The 18,347-nt window shown below is 65.2% G+C and carries 23 protein-coding genes and 2 pseudogenes; 8 read left to right on the plus strand and 17 right to left on the minus strand.

What is annotated here, in order from left to right; translation table 11 throughout:
- Positions 1-176: 176 nt before the first annotated feature.
- Positions 177-2,090: an FAD-dependent oxidoreductase gene (locus AB0395_RS23905; protein ID WP_366283869.1), complete on the minus strand. Its 1,914-nt coding sequence runs from the start codon at positions 2,088-2,090 to the stop codon at positions 177-179.
- Positions 2,091-2,427: 337 nt separating this feature from the next.
- Between AB0395_RS23905 and AB0395_RS23910 the strand changes: the two genes are divergently transcribed.
- Both AB0395_RS23910 and AB0395_RS23915 read left to right on the plus strand, forming a co-directional pair.
- Positions 2,428-2,688 carry a DJ-1/PfpI family protein gene (locus tag AB0395_RS23910; protein WP_366283987.1) on the plus strand — a complete coding sequence of 87 codons (261 nt, stop codon included), beginning with the start codon at positions 2,428-2,430 and terminating at the stop codon, positions 2,686-2,688.
- Entirely contained in the window at positions 2,601-3,125 is a 525-nt protein-coding gene (locus tag AB0395_RS23915) for a helix-turn-helix domain-containing protein (protein ID WP_366283872.1), read from the plus strand. Before AB0395_RS23910 ends, AB0395_RS23915 begins: the two co-directional genes overlap by 88 nt.
- 275 nt (positions 3,126-3,400) lie before the next feature.
- Here AB0395_RS23915 and AB0395_RS23920 read toward each other — a convergent pair whose 3' ends face one another.
- Positions 3,401-3,547: a hypothetical protein gene (locus AB0395_RS23920; protein WP_366283875.1), complete on the minus strand. Its 147-nt coding sequence runs from the start codon at positions 3,545-3,547 to the stop codon at positions 3,401-3,403.
- A 199-nt stretch (positions 3,548-3,746) separates the two neighbouring features.
- On the opposite strand from AB0395_RS23920, the gene AB0395_RS23925 reads away from it, so the two are divergent.
- The 3 genes from AB0395_RS23925 to AB0395_RS23935 all read left to right on the plus strand — a co-directional run bounded on the left by AB0395_RS23925 (position 3,747) and on the right by AB0395_RS23935 (position 5,604).
- Entirely contained in the window at positions 3,747-4,121 is a 375-nt protein-coding gene (locus tag AB0395_RS23925) for a nuclear transport factor 2 family protein (protein ID WP_366283882.1), read from the plus strand.
- Positions 4,122-5,233: 1,112 nt separating this feature from the next.
- Complete coding sequence (locus AB0395_RS23930; RefSeq protein ID WP_366283990.1) at positions 5,234-5,395, plus strand: hypothetical protein; 162 nt, start codon at positions 5,234-5,236, stop codon at positions 5,393-5,395.
- Positions 5,392-5,604, plus strand: coding sequence for an ATP-binding protein (locus AB0395_RS23935; RefSeq protein ID WP_366283992.1), 213 nt, complete (start codon positions 5,392-5,394; stop codon positions 5,602-5,604). The genes AB0395_RS23930 and AB0395_RS23935 overlap by 4 nt, the downstream gene beginning before the upstream one ends.
- A gap of 104 nt (positions 5,605-5,708) precedes the next feature.
- On the opposite strand, the gene AB0395_RS23940 is transcribed toward AB0395_RS23935, so the two are convergent.
- From AB0395_RS23940 to AB0395_RS23955, 4 genes are all read right to left on the minus strand, one after another.
- Positions 5,709-5,993, minus strand: a complete 285-nt coding sequence (locus AB0395_RS23940) for a hypothetical protein (RefSeq protein ID WP_366283885.1) — start codon at positions 5,991-5,993, stop codon at positions 5,709-5,711.
- 247 nt (positions 5,994-6,240) lie between these two features.
- Entirely contained in the window at positions 6,241-6,825 is a 585-nt protein-coding gene (locus tag AB0395_RS23945; protein WP_366283888.1) for a hypothetical protein, read from the minus strand.
- Between the two features lie 282 nt (positions 6,826-7,107).
- Positions 7,108-7,689 (minus strand): hypothetical protein, encoded by a 582-nt coding sequence (locus tag AB0395_RS23950; RefSeq protein ID WP_366283890.1) that lies wholly within the window; start codon positions 7,687-7,689, stop codon positions 7,108-7,110.
- A 416-nt stretch (positions 7,690-8,105) separates the two neighbouring features.
- The gene (locus AB0395_RS23955; RefSeq protein ID WP_366283893.1) at positions 8,106-8,699 is read right to left on the minus strand and encodes an HD domain-containing protein; all 594 of its coding nucleotides are present in this window, start codon (positions 8,697-8,699) and stop codon (positions 8,106-8,108) included.
- Between the two features lie 306 nt (positions 8,700-9,005).
- Between AB0395_RS23955 and AB0395_RS23960 the strand changes: the two genes are divergently transcribed.
- Positions 9,006-10,490, plus strand: a complete 1,485-nt coding sequence (locus AB0395_RS23960; RefSeq protein WP_366283895.1) for an Ig-like domain-containing protein — start codon at positions 9,006-9,008, stop codon at positions 10,488-10,490.
- A 557-nt stretch (positions 10,491-11,047) separates the two neighbouring features.
- Here the strand turns inward: AB0395_RS23960 and AB0395_RS23965 are convergent.
- From AB0395_RS23965 to AB0395_RS23985, 5 genes are all read right to left on the minus strand, one after another.
- Complete coding sequence (locus AB0395_RS23965) at positions 11,048-11,464, minus strand: PIN domain-containing protein (protein ID WP_366283898.1); 417 nt, start codon at positions 11,462-11,464, stop codon at positions 11,048-11,050.
- Positions 11,461-11,667, minus strand: coding sequence for a hypothetical protein (locus AB0395_RS23970; RefSeq protein ID WP_143121008.1), 207 nt, complete (start codon positions 11,665-11,667; stop codon positions 11,461-11,463). The genes AB0395_RS23965 and AB0395_RS23970 overlap by 4 nt, the downstream gene beginning before the upstream one ends.
- 261 nt (positions 11,668-11,928) lie before the next feature.
- The gene (locus tag AB0395_RS23975; RefSeq protein WP_366283901.1) at positions 11,929-12,285 is read right to left on the minus strand and encodes a hypothetical protein; all 357 of its coding nucleotides are present in this window, start codon (positions 12,283-12,285) and stop codon (positions 11,929-11,931) included.
- Positions 12,282-12,752, minus strand: coding sequence for a hypothetical protein (locus tag AB0395_RS23980; protein ID WP_366283903.1), 471 nt, complete (start codon positions 12,750-12,752; stop codon positions 12,282-12,284). The genes AB0395_RS23975 and AB0395_RS23980 overlap by 4 nt, the downstream gene beginning before the upstream one ends.
- 302 nt (positions 12,753-13,054) lie before the next feature.
- Entirely contained in the window at positions 13,055-13,198 is a 144-nt protein-coding gene (locus AB0395_RS23985; protein WP_366283906.1) for a hypothetical protein, read from the minus strand.
- A gap of 527 nt (positions 13,199-13,725) precedes the next feature.
- Between AB0395_RS23985 and AB0395_RS23990 the strand changes: the two genes are divergently transcribed.
- The gene (locus AB0395_RS23990; RefSeq protein ID WP_366283909.1) at positions 13,726-14,331 is read left to right on the plus strand and encodes a hypothetical protein; all 606 of its coding nucleotides are present in this window, start codon (positions 13,726-13,728) and stop codon (positions 14,329-14,331) included.
- A gap of 399 nt (positions 14,332-14,730) precedes the next feature.
- Positions 14,731-15,225 (plus strand): annotated as a pseudogene (locus AB0395_RS23995) (transposase family protein); the annotation flags it as partial.
- Positions 15,226-15,607: 382 nt separating this feature from the next.
- Here AB0395_RS23995 and AB0395_RS24000 read toward each other — a convergent pair.
- The 6 genes and pseudogenes from AB0395_RS24000 to AB0395_RS24025 all read right to left on the minus strand — a co-directional run.
- Positions 15,608-15,736: pseudogene (locus AB0395_RS24000) on the minus strand (transposase); the annotation flags it as partial.
- Between the two features lie 63 nt (positions 15,737-15,799).
- A complete protein-coding gene (locus AB0395_RS24005) occupies positions 15,800-16,099 on the minus strand; it encodes a helix-turn-helix transcriptional regulator (protein WP_366283912.1) in 300 nt (99 codons plus the stop codon).
- The gene (locus AB0395_RS24010) at positions 16,096-16,452 is read right to left on the minus strand and encodes a type II toxin-antitoxin system RelE/ParE family toxin (protein ID WP_366283914.1); all 357 of its coding nucleotides are present in this window, start codon (positions 16,450-16,452) and stop codon (positions 16,096-16,098) included. Before AB0395_RS24010 ends, AB0395_RS24005 begins: the two co-directional genes overlap by 4 nt.
- Positions 16,453-16,770: 318 nt before the next feature.
- The gene (locus AB0395_RS24015) at positions 16,771-16,980 is read right to left on the minus strand and encodes a hypothetical protein (protein WP_366283916.1); all 210 of its coding nucleotides are present in this window, start codon (positions 16,978-16,980) and stop codon (positions 16,771-16,773) included.
- Positions 16,981-17,016: 36 nt separating this feature from the next.
- The gene (locus AB0395_RS24020) at positions 17,017-17,235 is read right to left on the minus strand and encodes a hypothetical protein (RefSeq protein WP_366283919.1); all 219 of its coding nucleotides are present in this window, start codon (positions 17,233-17,235) and stop codon (positions 17,017-17,019) included.
- Positions 17,232-17,840 (minus strand): hypothetical protein, encoded by a 609-nt coding sequence (locus tag AB0395_RS24025; protein ID WP_366283922.1) that lies wholly within the window; start codon positions 17,838-17,840, stop codon positions 17,232-17,234. Before AB0395_RS24025 ends, AB0395_RS24020 begins: the two co-directional genes overlap by 4 nt.
- Positions 17,841-18,347 lie beyond the last annotated feature (507 nt).

Below are 18,347 nucleotides of genomic sequence, written 5' to 3' on the forward strand. Positions count from 1 at the left end.
CGAGGCCGATCTACGCACCGACATGCTGATCGGCTGCCCCCGGGGCGAGGTTGTCGCCGTCGGTACTACCGCAACGCTGAGCGAGCGGGCCGCCACGCATGAGGCTCCAGTCGGCCCACCACACCAACCGGGCACGCGTGGCCCGTCGGCGGACCCAAGGAGGGCCTGGGCAGGTCTCAGATGGTGCCGACGTCGCGAGTGATCCCCCCGGCGATGGCCTGGAGTTTGTCCGGGTTGGCGATGTTGTGGATGGTGGTGATGCGGCCGTCGGCATCGAAATCGAAGGTCACAGTGGCGATGATGCGTTCCAGACCGCTGAACACCATGCCCGGGCCGCCGTTGATCTCGACCAGTTCGGCGTTCATGTCGGCGGGCTCGACGCCCTGGTAAGTGACCTTGCCGATGGCGGCGAACCAGGCGGCCACCGTCTGAGCACCCACGACCGGACGCAGGGCCTGACGGACCTTGCCTCCCCCATCGGTCCACAGCGTGACGTCCGGGGACAGCAGTTCCATGAGTGTGTTGATGTCACCCCCGGTCGCGGCAGCGAGGAACCGCTCCGTGACATCGCGCTGCCGCGATCGGTCGGCGGTGAAACGCGGCCGCCGTGCCCGTACGTGCTCGCGGGCACGGTGCGCGGCCTGGCGCACCGCCGTCTCGGAACGCTCAACCGCCTGCGCGATCTCGGCATGACTGAAGTCGAAGACCTCCTTCAGCACGAACACCGCGCGCTCAAGCGGGCTCAGGGTTTCCAGCACCACCAGCATCGCCGTCGAGACCGACTCGGCGTTCGTGATGTCGTCGGCGGTGTCGCCGACGGTCAGGATGGGTTCCGGCAACCACGGCCCCACATAGGTCTCGCGCTGGTACCGGCCTGAGGCCGGCATCTTCTTCATACGGCCGTAGGTCGGCCAGGGTGATGCGGTCACCGTCTCCTTATACCGTGCCGCCACGCGACCGGTCAGATACACCCGTCGGGGGCTGTCGTCGGGGTGGGTGAACTGGACAACCGCATCGTGCCGTCCCAGGCTCACCGGCGTGTGGTAATAGCCGAAGCGGAACGGCTTGGGCTGCCCGCCGTCCAGTGCGCGGACGATCGACACCGCGGCGTGCACACCGGTCGGCATGCCCCCCTGACAGGTGCCGTGCATGACGCCAAAGCCCTGGCGGATCGCGGCCGCGTCGCCCACGGCGTACACGTCCGGGTGCGACACCGACCGTAGCGTTGCGTCGGTGACGATGCGGCCGTGCTCGTCGACGGTCAGACCGGCGGCGGCCGCCAGCGGCGACACCCGCGTACCGCTCGTCCACAGGACGACATCGGCGGCGACGCTCTCCCCGCCCGCCAGTTCGACCGAGTCGGGCAGTACCTTCACCACCTCGATCCCGCTGCGCACCTGGACACCCAGGCGCGTGAGCGCGGCCTGCAGATACGCCTTCGGCTTGGGGCTCATAGCCGCGCCTGGCTCCTGCCGGCCCAGCAGCACGACGTTCAGCCCGGGGTACCGCTCAGCGATCTCCGCGGCCGACTCGACACCGGTCAACCCGCTGCCGCCGACCACGACCGTGCCACGGTCGAGCCGAGCCAGCCGCTCGGCCAGCACCTCAGCGTCTTGGGCGGTGTTAAGGGTGTACGCGTGCTCCTCCACACCCGGCACCGTCACCGTGTCGGCCACGCTGCCCAGCCCGTACACCAGCGTGTCGTAGTGCAGCACCCGGTTGTCGTCGATCCGCACGATCTTCGCGTCCGCATCCACCGCTGTCACCCAGCCGCGCACGAACCGCGCATCCGTGCCCTCCAACAGCTCCGGGATGTTCATCTCGGCGACCTGCTGCCCGGTCGCCGAGATGTGCAGCCGCAACCGCTCGGTGAACCGCTCCTGCGGATTCACCAGAGTCACCTGCATGTCTTCGCACCCTTTGGTCCGAGCCGCGAGCTGGATCACCGCGGCCATGCCTGCGTACCCCGCCCCCAGGATCAGAACGCGGTGGGGGGCCGCCGTGCCGGTTTCGCGCTGTGTGGTCATCGTTGTGCCTTTCACTTGGTGTGGACAACCACGGGATGCAAGTTGCCCACCGATCCGTGACATGCGATCGATGTGACACGTGACACAGTCATCTGGCCGAGGCACCGCGAGATCAAACGCCTCCAGCCGTAATCGCCGCGCAGGCGACGCCGTCGGCTGCGACTACCGTGTTGCCCCTGGATCCGAGCGATGAGAAGCGCGCCGGGCACCGGATAGGACAGCCCTCAGGCCGTGCCGCCTTGCGAGCGGTTGAGCAGCCCCCACCGGGAACGGATGAGGTCCACGAGCGAGGGACCTCCGCTTTGACCTGTCCCCCCCGATCGAGGTCTTCACCCGTACGCGATCGCCGGACGGCCGTCCCGGTTACCAGATCCCCGGCACCGCGAGCCCGACGGACCCGCTGTCACCGGCCGTCCGCCACGCCCTCAAGGCCGCCGCCGCCAACGGCACCCGTATCGCCTCCATCTGCTCGGGCGCCTTCCCCCTGGCCGCCGCCGGACTGCTCGGTGGTCTGCGTGCCACCACCCACTGGGCCGCAGCCGACTGCTGGCCACCGCGTACCCGGACATCGAGGTGGAGCCCGACGTTCTCTATGTCGACAACGGACAGATCCTCACCTCTGCGGGCGCCGCGGCCGGGCTGGACCTGTGCCTGCACCTGATCCGCCGCGACTATGGTTCCGCCGTGGCCGCCGACGCCGCACGACTGTCGGTCATGCCGCTGGAGCGGGAGGGCGGGCAGGCTCAGTTCATCGTCCAGCCGCTCCCGTCCGCGCCTCGAGGCTCCGCACTCGAACCCCTGCTCATCTGGCTGCAGACCTCCCTGGACCGCGACCTGACCGTGGCCGACATCGCCGCCCACGCCGGTATGAGCCCCCGCACACTGATGCGCCGCTTCCGCGAGCAGACCGGCGCCAGCCCGCTTCAATGGCTGCACCGCGCCCGTATCCGCCAAGCTCAGCACCTGCTGGAAACCACCGACCACACCGTCGAACGCATCGGCGCCCAGGTCGGTTTCGCCTCCTCCACCGCCTTCCGCGACCGCTTCAAGCGGGTCACAGGCGTCAGCCCTCACACTTACCGGCGCACGTTCCGCTAAGCCTGCCCGGCCTGGAACTCCTGACCGAATGTGATCAGTGCTTCGCCGACTCACCTGGATCGGCGAAAAGGTGCCGGCGAAACCGCACAGACGGCACGGCTCACGCCCAGGCAACGAGAGCCGTACAGGCAGAACCTGGGGAGCTACTCCTCGGCCGAGACCAGCCCCGTCTGGCAGGCACCCCACCCCAACAGGTCACCTGGCTTAACGTTGGTGCCCCCGTACCGCGGTAACCACTACGCGTCATGACACGAGACGCGTCTTCGATCTCGTGTTCAGAGCCGTTCGGACAGGAGAGTGAACACGTCCACATGCCGGGGGCGCACAACGGTGAAATGACGGCGATCGAGTGTGACCACCTCGGTCAGGCCAAGCCGCTCAGCCACCGCGAGCACGGAGGTGTCGACAACGCCCGCCAACACACTCGGTCACACCTCGATGTGGTCGTACGGCGAACAACCCGCGTGCGGGACCACATCCTCCAAAAGCGCCTCACTCCGGCGATGATCTGCGGCTACTTCCACCGTGAACGCATTCTCACCGCGGGGAAACCGAAGCCGGGCGGCCGCTGTACCGTGTCGGGGACATGCTGGCGCCATTCGCTGAAAGGCCCCCCGAATAATGATGGATGAGGATCCCTACGCGCAGGCCATCGACATCTTCATCGAGGCCACCGCCACCACCGATCCTGAGCGCCGCGCCACCCTCCTGAGTCGCGCGGTGACCGCCGATGTCGTCTTCTGGGGTCCATTGGGGCGCGGTGTCGGCCGCGAGGTCGTCGGCGACTTCATCACCGAGGTCGTCCACGGTCATCCCAGTGGACCGGGACGCCTCGTCAGGACGACCCGGGTAGACGCTCCCGGCGAATGGGCGAGGTTCGGCTGGCGCTATGAGACCGCCACTGGTGAGAGCATCTTGTCCGGCATGGATGTTGTCCATGTGACCGCCAAAGGTGACATCGACGAGATCATTGTCTTTGCCGGGTCGCTCACCTGAGACCACGAGCTTGACCATGACCTGCGCGAACGCCATGAAGAACGGCCCATACCCGGAGATCGAGCATGAGCCGTACGGCAGAGCGCTGTGGAGCCACTCCTCTGTCGCTACCAGGCCCGTCTGGCAGGCACCCCACCCGATGGGTCACCCAGCTTGACGTTGGCGCGCCAAAGGCGCAGTAGCTGTTTTCGGTGCCTTGTGCCATGCGGGAACCCTCCACAAGGGCCCTCGGCCACGAACCGGCGCCGGGTAGCCGACGACCTTCGCGGGCCGTGTGCCCGGCAGGTGCTTCCGCCCCGCTGGGCTGGTCACCTGTCCGCGCCCTGTGCCAGGGTGACCGGTATGTTCGCGATCACCGTGCTGACGGAGGACGGTCACCGGTACGTCCAGGCAAGCGCCGAGGAACTCGCCGAACTGGTCAACCGGCTGGGCAGCCAGGGCGAAAGGTTCCTGGTCGTCCAGCGGATTCCCGACCTACCCGAAGTCTTCATTCAGGTATGGCACGAGGATGGAGGCGACTATGTGCTGGAACACCGCGACGGGGCACCCGACCGGCACTTCCAAGCGATCCTCGACAGGCCCGAGTCAGTGATCGCAGCCATGACCCGCTGGGCGTGCCTGGACGACGGATGGGGATCAGGACTGGACTGGACCCTGCTGGACCTGGACATCCCCGGGCCCCCGCCCCCTCTCGAACTTGACGAGGACGAGCACAAAAAGCTCGATGCGCGCCCGCAAAGAACAACTCGATCCCTACGTCGCCCCCGCGGCGTACCTGTACATCGACTCCCCCGCCGAGACCACCGGCCAGCACATTCCGCTGCCCTCGATCGCCGGTGCCACCCTCCTCGTGCTCGTGCTGACCGTGGGCGTGAGCGTCATGGCGGCCAGGCGCCTGGTCAGGCCTGTCAACGCGCTCACCCACGCCGCGCAGCGGATGCGCGACGGCGACAGCTCCGCCCGCGTCACGGTCAGGACCACCGGCGAGATCAGCGAGCTCGCCACGGCGTTCAACGAGATGTCGGAACACCTCCAGCGCATGGAGGAGCAGCGCAAAGCCATGGTCAGCGACCCACGAACTGCGCACACCGCTGAGCAACCTCAGGGGCTGGTTGGAGGCCTCCCAGGACGGCGTCGCCGAGCTGGACCCCGCGCTGATCGCCTCGCTGGTCGAGGAGATCCTGCTGCTGCAGCACATCGTCGACGACCTCCAGGAACTCGCCCTCGCCGACGCGGCGCCCGCCAGGATGGCGACCAGGTCGTCATCGAGGTGACCGACACGGGGATCGGGATCCGCGCCGAGCATCTCCCCCACGTCTTCGACCGGTTCTGGCGGGCGGAGAAATCCCGCAACCGCCAGACCGGCGGCAGCGGGCTCGGGCTCGCCATCGTGCGCAACCTGGCCGAGGCGCACGGTGGCACAGCCACGGTCGCCAGCGTGCCAGGTGTCCGCACGACGTTCACCCTGCGTCTTCCGTCATAGGGGGATCGGGCGGCAGACCGGCACCCTCCTGAGAAGAGCGACCGTAGTCGCGTTGTACGCAATAGGCCAGTCGGCCGGAAAGTCACACCCCACACAGATGGCCACTATCCGGACGCGACAACCTCGCCGGCCGTGACCTGAGGAGGGTTCGGAAGCAGGGAGGCAAGCTCCTCCCGCACGTAGTCCGCAGCCCTCTTGGTGGATTCTTCGATCCCGGTTCGATCTTCAAAGACGCTGGTGGAAACCATCACCCCGTCTCCAGCGTCGACCCAGTAGTAAGCCACGAACCCGGGGACCTGGCGGATGAGTGGCACGAACTCCTCACTCACTCTGCGTCCCGCCTCGGCGGGATCGGTTATCCCCTCGTATCGCCGTACCGTTGCATACATGGCCGACCTCCTTCCTAGGCCCAAGATCGCCCTATGAGGGACGACATACCCCTGCCGTGCGTCCTCAGAGGCCAAGGATCTGTAAATGAATGACACACGGCCGTAGGTGTGGTGGTGGCGCTCCGCTCCGGGTGCCGGTCGCGACGAGCGAGGCGGATTCGCTCCAGTTCCTGCATGTCTCTTATATGGGAGCGGCTGATCGCCGCCCCACGGATTGGCGGCGGCGATCAGGGCGACACGGGCGGGATCAGCCCTCGAAGGTCACCGTGGCGTACTGGTAACGGGTCTTGCCGTTCTCGTCCCCGTTGTGCGAGCGGCCGGTCATGACCTGGTTGTAGCCCGCCTGTACGGTGTGGTTGCTCTCCGTGTAGTCGCCGCTCCAGGGCAGGTTGGTCAGCCGTACCTGACGGCCCTGCCAGTACAGCGCACCGGTGCGGTACTTCGTCATGCCGTTCTCGTCACCGGTGTGCCACCTGCCGACGAGCGCCTGGTCCGTCGGGGCGGTGTAACTGGACTTGCTCTCCCTCTGGCTGGAGGTCCAGTCCCCGGAGTGCACCTCGACCTGCTCACCGTTGATGAAAATCCAGCTGCAGTAGTAGGTGGTCCACTTGTTCTCGTCACCGACGTGCGAACGGCCGGTGAGCACCTGATTCGCCGGACAGGTGAACGCGTCTCTCCGCTCCAGCACGCTTTCGGAGTAAACGCGCTCAACCTTGATCGTCACCGCAGCCGCGGCGGACTCGGCCGAGGCGGGAGAGGCCACCGTCATGGCCGCCAGAGCGGCAGCCGCCATCGCGACGGGTACGACCTTGCCGTACGTCCTCGTCTTCATCTTCTTCGGATCCCTTCTTGCGTGCGATTACGTCCAGAGAGGCGGCGGGATGAAGATCACAGTGCGGTGTGGCCATGATGGGATCCCCCTGGGGGATGATCTGGTGGCCCCGCCGGGGCCGACCGAGATCCCCGGCTTTCGGCAGATGTGCCGATCCACACGGTGACGGCCGCTCGGCCGGATGAGGACCGAGCCGAACCTGTCGCTCGCTGAGATGGTCACCTGACCGCCGCCCTCTCCCACCGGTTCGGCCGGCGGCGATCGGATTGACGGTGGGTAAGGTCAGCCCTCGAAGATCACAAGGGCGTGCTGGTATCGGGTCTTACCGTTCTCATCCCCGCTGTGCGAGCGGCCGATGAGGACCCGGTTGTAGTCCGCCTGGTAGGTGTGTTTGCTCTCGATGTACTGGCTGCTCCAGTCAGCGCCGGTCAGCCGTACCGGACGGCCCTGCCAGGACAGCGTGGCGGCACGGTAGCTCGTCGTGCCGTTCTCGTCGCCGGTGTGCGACCTGCCGACGAGCGCCTGGTCCGCCGGAGCGGTGTAGCTGGACCTGCTCTCCTTCTGCCCGGAGGTCCAGTCACCGAGGGACACACGGACCTGCTCGCCGTTGATGAGAATCCAACTGCAGTAGTAGGTGGTCCGGGCGTTCTCGTCGCCGACGTGCGAACGGCCGGTGAGCACCTGATTCGTCGGACACGTGAACTGCGTGTTCCACTCCGGCACGGTCTCGGCGTAGGCTCGCTCGACCCTGATCGTCACCGCCGCGGCGGACTCGGCCGAGGCGGGAGAGGCCACCGTCATGGCCGCCAGAGCGGCAGCCGCCATCGCGACAGGTGCGACCTTGCTGTACGTCCTCATCTTCATCGTTCCCTTCTGCATGCGATTACGTCAGAGAGGTGGCGCGGTGAAGATCAAAGTGTGGTCGTAGCCATGATGAAGATCGTCCTTCTGGAGGGTGATCTAGTGGTCCCGCTCGCGACCGACCGAAGATCCCCCCGGCTGTTGACGACAGCTCCGTGGTCTCGAAGGCGCGAAAACAGGTGGCGCGTCCCACGAATCGGTCACGACCGGGGGATCAGAAGGGATGACCGTGTATCACGACCGGCCTCCTGAGGATGCTCGGCCGACGATCACCCAGTCCGGCTAGGAGTACACATCGCGGCGGAAGTCGGCCCCCGTCAGCAAGCAGGCCAACCGAGCTGACTCCACTGAACTCGGGGTACATCACCTTGATGCCACATGCACCTGGAGTGCCCGGGCTTCGATGAGCGTAAGGTGACTCAATCTCCGCTGAGGACGCGCATCATCCACTCCAGTGATCCCGTGCTGAGCACCTCGTCCGCGAGGCGCTTCGCGGACGCCGTCCGCAACGCAGCGAGCGAGCTGTCGATCCACGGTTGCACGTTCTGGTGCCCCTGCTCGCGGTACTCAACGGCCTGAATCAGGCATTCGAGCTTGTCGGCGTCGCGAGCGCAGACGGCTTCGAGGCTGGTCTTCTCCTCGTACTCACCGACCGCGCCACCCACCATCTTCGCCACCGGCTCCGGAATGCCGCGCACCTGGTCGGCCGTGACCTCCTCATTCGGCGCCGCCTTCAGGTAACGCTTGCCGACGTAGGGGATGTCGGTGACGCGGGTCTCCTGGGTGTCGTGGAACAGGCTCAGAAACGCCGCGCGCTCGGGGTTGCCGCCCTCCAAGGCGGTGATCACACCCGCGATGATCGCCGTACGGAAGGAATGATCGGCGATGCTCTCGGGATCCCGTACTCCCGCGACCAGCCAGCCCGTGCGCTTGTAGCGCTTGAGCAGCCCGATCTCGTACAGCAGGCCCGTCAGCCTCGACAATTCCTCCGGCTTCTCCGGCTTCTCCGGCACGGAAGTCCCCTCTCACCCTCAGCGGATCATGCGCAGAGCGTAGATGACCGCCTCCAGTTCGCGCTGAGACCGCGGCGACGCGACGGCCTCGTCCAGCGCACGAATGGCCGCTCCAGATCGCCGCCCATGTTCACGAGGGACAGGGGATCGCGCTCGTGTCGGTCTGGCTGGATACGGCACGGCCGGGGCGCGACACGAAAACCGCACAGCCAACCACTTAAGGCAACTGATCGAATACCGACAGTAGCGTCGCCGTGAAGTTGATCTACGAGGACATCCCTAACGACCGAGTGGAGTTCAGTGTTGATGTCACACCGACCCAGATCCGCGTTCACCGCGCTGACCTGCGCCTTGATGGCGTTGCTGCCCGCATCGGGCACACAGGCGGCGGCTGAAAGCTCCGCGCACGCCGCCAGCGGTGCGCGGCAGGCCGTCACACACACCGCCACCGCGCCGTGTGTCCGGCAGGGGCAGGCGACCTACCCCGTCGACTACTACTGGAGGAACGTGCTCGGCATGAGGCTGGGCAACGGGTCGGTGGCGGTCACCACCTTCCCGTCCCTGTGGGGCGGACAGATCGCACCGGGCAGCACCTTCAGCCTCACCCTGGCACACCACACGGCCCGGTGGCCACTGCTGGTCAGGACCTACACCACCACCTGGGACCTGTCGTCCCTGCTGGCCAACGCCGATATCGTCAGCCAGTCCGGAACCGGCGTCATCAACGGCAACACCCTGTCGATCACCTCGCCGGGCACCAAGACCGACCCGGCCGCCAAGACCATCACCTTCCGGGTCAGGCAAGGCACCATCGGGCGGAGCATGACCATCCGGCCCAGTGGGATCAGCAGCGTCATCGCCTTCCCTGGCCAACTCGGAAACAACACACCCGCCCCGCCGATCCAAATCGTCAACGGGCAGTCCATCTCACCCACCAGGGCTGTCAACGACACCGCCACCACCCCGCAAGGCACTCCCGTCAGCGTGCCCGTGCTGGCCAACGACACCGCGACCACACCGACGATCACCAGCGTCACCCAGCCCCGCAACGGCACCGCGACGATCTCCGGCAACACCGTGACCTACACACCCAACGCAGGCCTCGGCGGTACCGACACCTTCACCTACACCATCACCACCGCCTGCGGAACTGCCACCGCCACGGTCACCGTCACGGTCACCTGCGCCTACGCACCGGTCAGCCTGATCAACGGCAGCTTCGAGACACCGCCCGTGGCCACGATCGACTACTCCATCGACGACGCCTCCATCAACCCCGCCGTCGGCTGGCGCACCACCGCCACCGACCGCAAGCTGGAGTTCTGGCGTAGCGGTCAGACCGGAGGCGGGAGCATCGCCGTCCCGGCAGCCGACGGCCAGCAGTTCGCCGAGCTCAACGCCAACCAGGTCTCCACGCTCTACCAGGACGTGCCCACCGTCCCGGGAACACCGATAACCTGGTCGCTGTATCACCGAGGTCGCCTCGGTACCGACGTGATGCGGGTGCTCATCGGCGCCCCGGGCGCGACCGTGCCCCAGACCCCGGCCGGAGCCTCCTCCCCGGACATCTCCGACGACAACACCGCCTGGGGCCATTACACCGGGGTGTACATCGTGCCTCCGGGACAGACCACCACACGGTTCGCTTTCGAGTCGATGTCAGCCGCGGGGGGCATCCCGACGTTCGGCAACTTCCTGGACGGCGTGGTCTTCCAGACGCCACCCTGCCTGCCCATGCCCCAGAGTGCGGTGAAGGCAGGCGTATCCCAGAATGCACATCGAGCCCGATGACATCCCGGGATACCCTTCACGACCGCCAACACACATGCACGGCTAGGGTCAGCTCGATCAGTGCGCCCTAGCCAGATGTTCGCGCCGTTATGTAACGGCGTGTCAGTGTGTCGGGGCACACCGCTGGCAGAGCAACCCCATACCGGGGCTGCTCTGCCAGCATCCCTTGATGAGTCGATCGCCCCGACCGCGTAGACGAGAACCGAAGTGAGCGATCCCTACCTTCTTTCCGGGGCGTCCGAACCGGTCATAGGGTTCTGCCCCCCGGGGGTGTCGGGTGTGGCTTTGAGCGATCTGCCTTCCGCGGCCGGTGATGATTGGCCACCTGGCACGCCCGGCGAACCGCCTTCAACCATGTAATGAAACTCCTCACCGGAAACGGCTCTGACCCAAGATCGGCACCGGATGAACCGGGCGATCTCAGGCCAGGATTCTGCTATCTCCGCAGGTCTACGCGTCGCCAGAGGTCAGACCCACCGGACAGGAGACCCCGGTGCCACCCGTACCGCGGTAACCACTACGTGTACGTGACACGAGACGCGTCTTCGATCTCGTGTTCAGAGCCGTTCGGGCAGGAGAGTGAACGCGTCCACATGCCGGGGGCGCACGACGGTGAAATGACGGCGATCGAGTGTGGCCACCTCGGTCAGGCCAAGCCGCTCGGCCACCGCGATCACGGAGGCATCGACAGCACCCAGCGGAAGGTCGGCGTATACCTCCACAAACTCGCTCATCCGGTCCAGATCTTCGGCGGTGACGTCGGCCAGAACCAGCCCAGCCCGAAAGGAGCTGAGAAACGCAGCCTCCGCCTTGCTCCCCTGCCGTCTCTCTATGAGCTGGCAGACCTCCGTAACGACCGTCGTGGGAACGAGAAGCGGACCGGGGTGGCTCCGCAGCAGCCTGGCGCAAGGTTCGTGATACCGGTCCCGGATGTTGACCGCTGCAACCAAAGGCCCCGAATCGATGACGATCACAAAGAGTGATTGTCCTCCGAGCGCAAGATCTCTTCAGAGCGTTCCGCGAAATCCGGCTCGGCCTCAAGCATCCCGATGAACGGCAGGTCACGGACGACGGGCCGCTCGTCGAACTGGTCACGCACAAGGCGAAGCAGAGGGGCCACCTTCTCCTCGGGCAGGCAGTCCACCAGGTGGTGCAGTTCCTCGCGCATCACGCTCATGCATCGAGTGTAACCAGGCAGTGCCCGACATACGTGGTCTCACCGCGACGCGAGCCGAACAGCAGAACGACCCGCATCCGAAGACCGGTACTCCTTGGAGAGCTACTCCTCGGTCGGGACCAGGCCTGTCTGGCAGGCGCCCCATCCCGATGGGTCACCTAGCTTGACGTTGGTGCCGCCGATGCCGCAGTAGCCACCGGGGTTCGGGAGGCTGCCGCGGTCCGGACAAAGGATCACCTGATCGGCTCCCCACCTCCGGCTTCAGGTGTCGGTGTCTTTCGGGTGACGGGGGGAGGCATAGACGATCCAGACAGTGCGAGTGGCGTCATCAATGGCATAGCGGACGCGCCCGCCGCTGGTGACCTCGAATTCCCATTGCTCCAGGTCCTGGCCATTATGACGATGAGTCGCGAGGTCACCGCGTAGGCGATGTTGACGCTCATGGTCCGCTCGTGAGCGGGGATCGGCGCGCAGCGCCTCGAAACATCGGCGTGTGTTGCCCAGGGCGTGGCGGCACAGTTCCTCCCACCCCTTGACCGCATCACTGGCACCGAACCGGATATCCCATTCGTCATCCGGAGGCGGGACCGTGACTCGGTCACCACGCTTCGAACTCATGCTGAAACCTCTACTGGCCCGAAGTCGCCGCTTGTGGCCTTGCGAGCCTGGGCGTAGTGCACGGGGTCGGCCTTGATCCGAGCAGTCGCCCGCCAGCCCGCGATGACTTCCTGTGTGGTGAGGTCGACATCCAGTTCCGCGGCGTCAGAGAGCGCCTCTACCAGTTCGAGTGTGAAGGCGCGCAGTTCGTCAGAGGTGAGGTGGCGAACCCAGGGGAAGACCTCGGGCATGGCGATGACCAGCGCGCGGGCGGTCGGATCGTGCTTGATGAGGGCAAGGAACAGCCGGGATGCCGTAGCCAGTGTCTGCCCGCGCTGATCCTCACGATCAGCGGCGGTCAGGTAGAAGTCCGGGGCATCACGGTGAGTGACGCGTACTCGTCCGAGGCGTGCGGCGCGTTCGGCGACGGCTCGGGGGTTTCTCGACAGGTCCGAGAAGGTGACGGCGTCGGCGTTGCTGGTACTCACGCTGCCATCGTAAGTCAGAACACATTCTGAAGTTGGCGAAGCGAAGAAGGAGCGCCACACGATCACCTGTCTGCAAGCGGGCCAAACCGAGCTGCCAAACGACTCTCAGCGCGAAGAACAGCCAGGAATCGTGCAGCACCCCTTAAAGGGTCGCCCTGAATCAGTTCTCAGCTCGACGAAGAAGCAACGGTGAAGCCTCGCGGACGGACACGGCTCACGACCGGGAAGGCAGAGGCGAGCCCCACAAGCTGGTACGACTCACCCCCAGAAACCGGGCGCGAGCCGTACCGGTGAGGTCGGCGCTACTCCTCGGTCGGAACCAGGCCCGTCTGGCAGGCACCCCACCCCGACGGGTCACCTGGCTTGACGTTGGCGCCTCCGATGCCGCAGTAGCCATTGGGAACCTTGAACAGATACTGCTGGTGGTAGACCTGTCGCTCAGGCAATAATTCCTGACGGAGGTCCCCCACCATCCCTTGCGAGGTTCGCTGCCGCGTGCCTGGCGAATGTCTGATTTTCGGATCAGGAGAGCAGTACTTCACTGCAACATTTCCATTTGACCTGCCGAAACATCCCTGTAGCTGGCGTCCCGGCTCTTGATCATTGCACGCCGCTGGATGTTCCAGGCTTGGCCGCGGGGCGTCGAGGGCATCTTAGAAGTCGATCCTGCGGGCCATGTCAGGACGTGGCTAGCCAATTGGTAGCGGCGCCGTGGCCTGGGCCCGTAATCCCCTGATGACGGCCAGGGTGGTACGAGCGGAGTGACGGGAGACCGTCACGCTCCGTTCCGTGGGAGCCCGGAGGTGACACCCCTCCGGGCGACCCGACCGACCCCGCCCAAGGAGTCGTGGAGTTGTCGTTCACCCATTGCTGGGGAGGTGTTCATTGGCGGGTCACAGCGGGAAGTCCCTCTGCCTGCTATTTACAGCCTATGGGGAGATTCCGGAGCGCCAACCGTCCCCGTACTCGCCGAATGCGGTGGTCGGCATCGTTACGGCTGCTCGCGGCGATCGGCCTGCCGATTCTCGCCGCGCCGACGACGGTCGCCATTCTGTATTATCCAATCGATACGCCAGTATTCTCCTCGGCGATAGTCGGGATGATCGGATTGTGGATCCTGGTCGTGTGGCGCGTGGACCGGCGCTACCTGATCTCGTTATTGCTGATGATCGCCGCGGGAATGTCGGTGGCCTTCGGCATGGAAACTTGGATCGTACAGGCGCGCGGTTTCTCGATGGTTTGTCGGGTAGTCAGCGAGAAGTCTGTCGCCGATCTTCCTTCGAGTGACCCGCTAGCTCCAGCGCCAGGACCCTCGATAACGTACTACTACCAACTGGATTGCCCTCCTGGCGGCCCCTATTCGATGTTTTCCCGCCAGGTGCCGAATGCTAAGGTGGGGGAGGTGCTTGAGGTTGTTTACGATCCCCGTGGGGTTGGCCGAACTCAGCCCGCTCGGGACTTGAGCGTCGCCACCGGCGTCGCCCTCGTTGTGTTGAGCTGCGTCTTCTTCGCCGGCGCCCTGGGAGTGAATCTTTATTTTGAATTCAACCCCAACGTGCTCAAGGATTTTTTCCGTTAGTCCGAGCCGCAGGGTCATTTGAGCCTTTCCGCACAACGTGTTGACTACTGATTGCGTCATGTGGTGCGGGCGTGGTCGAGGTGGAGGACCACGAGGGCTGCCGCAACTCCGAACCAGACGTAGCGTTCGACCACATGCCGGCCGCGCGGCGACCTGTGTGACCATGAAGTTCTCCACACTCGTGGTCTCCGATAGCGCGCGCCAATTTGCGAGACATTCAGATCCGTCCGAGCAACTCTCCCTTCTGCTCAAACTCGGCCACAGTGAATGTTTTTCATCCCTGCAGCGGTTGGGACGGTCACAGCATGATCGCGATGCCGGAGTATGCCCCATGAAGTAGCGAGCCCCTGGTAGACGGGTTGATCACCATAACCATGCCCGCCACACCAGGAGCTTCGGGTGCTGTTCTATCGTGCTGTCGTTGATTTGTCGCGTTCAACGCTGAACCACGTGGCTGGGCTGATCCGCAGACGACGCAAGGCGATCGGATCGGCCTGGCGGCTGCTCAATCCCGGTCAGCAGGCTCTCCTGGTGCTGGTCTACCTGCGAAAGGGGGAGACGTTCGCTGAGGTGGGGATGGGTTTCGGGGTGTCGACGGCCACCGCGTGTCGGTATGTGGAGGAGACCGTGGCGCTGCTGTCGGCGCGGTCGCCCAAGCTCACGGCGGCGTTACAGAAGGCCAAGAAGGACCGACTGCACTACCTGGTCCTGGACGGGACCCTCATCCGGACCGACCGCGTGAAGGCCAACCGGCCCTACTTCTCCGGCAAGCACCGAGTGCACGGCATGAATGCGCAGGTGATCGCTTCACCCGACGGGACGATCTTCTGGACGTCCGGAGCAATGCCCGGCAAGACCCACAACCTGGCCGCCGCCCGGGTGTGGGGCATCCTGCGCGAGTGTCCAACCTCGGCACTGCCTTCTCGGAGCTGGGCCATTTGAATGAGGGGTTGCCCCTGGTCCGTGAAAGCATGGACCTCTGGCGGGCCCTGGCCAGCCGTGATGCACAACGATTCACAACGAGCCATGAGGAGACGACCAACCTGCTGGAAACTCTCACTGGGCAACAGGACCAATCCGGAGCAGGTCTCGGAACAAACATCGCTCCACCAGGTTCTGTCATCGATGAGTAACCAGGTGCCCCGGTGGCAAGCCGATCCGGAGCGCAGGCCCTTTGGGCCGAGTACCGGAAGCGGCACGGCAGCGATCGGCCCCGGCCCCCTACGGCCAGATCGCCGTTACCGGCCCTGCGCCGTTGACAGGCCATGTTCACCCAGTTGGCCAGGGTGCCCGCGTTGATGCCCAGCTCCCGGGCCACCTGCACGATCGATCTGCCCGTCTCCTCAACGATCCGGACCGCACCGTCCTTGAAGTCCTGATCGAACTTCCGTCGCGTCTCTGTCATCGCCGTTTCCCCCTTAAGGCGATGTCTCTACGTTACGAGGGGAAGCCCAGTTGGGGCCTCAGCTCAGGCAGCGGGAGCCCGTGGCGTCAGGCGAACCTCGACATCCGCGTCCAGGGCACGCGCCAGACGCTCCAGAACCGGCAACGTGGGAATGGTCCCGCCCGCCTCGAACCGCGCCACCGCCGACTGTGTCATGCCGGCCGCACGAGCCAGATCGTTCTGGCTCCAGCCCCGCCCCTCACGCATCCCCCGGACCGTCTTACCCAGTTCATAGGCAAGACGTGTGGCCTCATAGGCCTCAGCCGCGCCCGGCTCGGCCATCCGACAATCCCTGAGCTCTCGCCAGCTCCCCTGCTCGCTCATGCTGTCTCTTCTTCCTCGTCGACGGTGTGCGCCAGTTCGACACAGCGACGCATGGCTCGCCGAGCCCGCTCAACCTCACGTTCATCACGCATCCGCGTCTTGTGAAACACGGTCAAGAGCACGATCCGGCGATGAGGTGCGGTCCAGTAGGTGATGCGCACGGCGAACTCGTCAAGATGAAACCGGAGCTCACGTAGCTTGCCGTCAAGCTGCTTCGTATAGGGCTCCCCTAGCAGAGGCCCTTCCGCTGCAAGCAGCTCAACATAGAAAGCCGCCCTCGCGAACGATGCCGCAGGGAGACCTTCAAGCCACTTCCGAACTTCCGGTTCCATTTCTACGGTACCCCAGCTCATAGCGTTGATGCTATGGGCCATACTCCCATCGCACTCTGCTTTCAACCGAACACAGCCGCCTACCGAAGGGGCATCTTCGGTGAGGACGACGGCGGAACCGGACAATCAACGAATACAGCTCACGCCCACAAGACGAGCGAGAGCCGTATGAGTGGACCCGGAGGTTACTCCTCGGTCGGGACCAGGCCCGTCTGGCAGGCGCCCCATCCCGACGGGTCACCTAGCTTGACCTTGGGGCCCCCGATGCCGCAGTAGCCGTTCCTTCCTCAGCAGCCGTAGCCGGGGGCAGCGCTTTTCCGATGCAGCGAGAAACCGCCGTCAAAAAGGCTGCATCTGATCGATCACCTTCGTCGCGATCTCCACAATCGCCTCGACTTTAGCCATATCGGCTCTGACGTCATCGGCGCTGAAACGGGGTGAGCCCAGGCGCGGGTACTCTGCTTCGTTCCGGCGCCGACGCATCCGGTCGAAAGGCCGCAGACTCTGCCCCAGCGGTGGATCGAGCTGAGCGCTGACCGCCTCGTACACGGCGATGTGCCCGCCTCGGCTACTGGCCCGAAGTCCTTAGTTCTCCAGTACGGCGCACAGGGCCTTGCGGGCCGCGTCGTAGAGCAGCTGGTACGCGCCGATCGGATCCGATTCCATCGCAAGGCGAGCCGTCGCCGTGTGTTTCCGGGCCTGCTCCAGCAGTTCTTCCGCCTGCGCACGACTCGCCGCCACTTTTTCGATCTCGCCACGGCCGAGCATGCCTTCAAGGGCAGCGCGCCCCTGCTCCCACCTCACCGACTTTCCCTCTTTTCAATCTTGAGTCGGACAAGCGGCCGGGATCTGACCGTTTCCAGGAAGGGGTCGCCGACAGAGGACTCCCAGTCGTCGCGACTCAGCCGACGTATGTTCACCTCTCTGCCGAGTTGCCGCTCCGCGGCCCTGGCTGCGTCGTAAAGATCGTCTTCATCGGCGGCCCCGACAACCAGGACATCCACATCCTTCGGCACCCTTCCCGGCTCGCCCGAGTACCGCGCGGCCCAGGAGCCGTAGATGTAGGCCTCCTCAACGGCAGTGACTTCGGAAAGCCGCTCACCGAGCACCGCCACCGGGCCATATGTCAAAGCGAGCAGCTCGGTCAGCGGGCGGGCCACGACCACGTCGGTGTCCGCCTGAATCATCCGCAGGTTGCCGACCCTGCGCTCGATGAGCAAACCCGCAGCAGCAAGACGATCGACTTCGCGAGTCACAGTAGGGGCCGAGACATCGAACCTCCTCGCCAGCTCAATCAGGGCGTACTCCTCACCTGGGTGCAGAAAGAGCCAGGCCAGGAGCTCTCCCTGAAACGGAGAGCGCAGCAGCGGAAGCAAGACGGATGGCGGATGTTTCATAACCTGAAACATAGCTTGCAGCTTACGCAAGTCCCAGCGTCCGCGTGCCGGAATCGACGTCCGCGTCCGGCGTGCTGCGCGAACGGTCTCAGCGGAGATCAGATGTGGTTGGCAAACTCCATCTGGCAGACATCCGTGGACGGGGCACCTAGCTTGACGTTGGTGCCGCCGATGCCGCAGTAGCCGTTCGACACCCGAACAAGTATTGCCGGTGACAGATGGACGGCCTCTCCCGACAGAGCGCCGAACGGGCCGAACCCGTCGGAGAGCCGGCCGCCCGCAGGACCGAGATCTCCCGGCCGTCCGCGGAATGCGGAGCGGTGATCTATCGTTCGATCGCTGGAAAGATCATCCCTTGAGTCCTTTGGAGGATTATGTCTCCCATACGTCCTCACCGAGCCGTAGGCAGCGGCTGAGGTTCGGACAGCCGACATGGCGGACGATCGCGGATCAAGTGCGGCCGGACGACAGGACGGCTCACACTCAGGGGTTGAACGCGAGCCGTACGGCGGAGCGCTG

This window comes from Streptosporangium sp. NPDC051023 (genome assembly GCF_040689595.1).
GTDB lineage: Bacteria > Actinomycetota > Actinomycetes > Streptosporangiales > Streptosporangiaceae > Streptosporangium.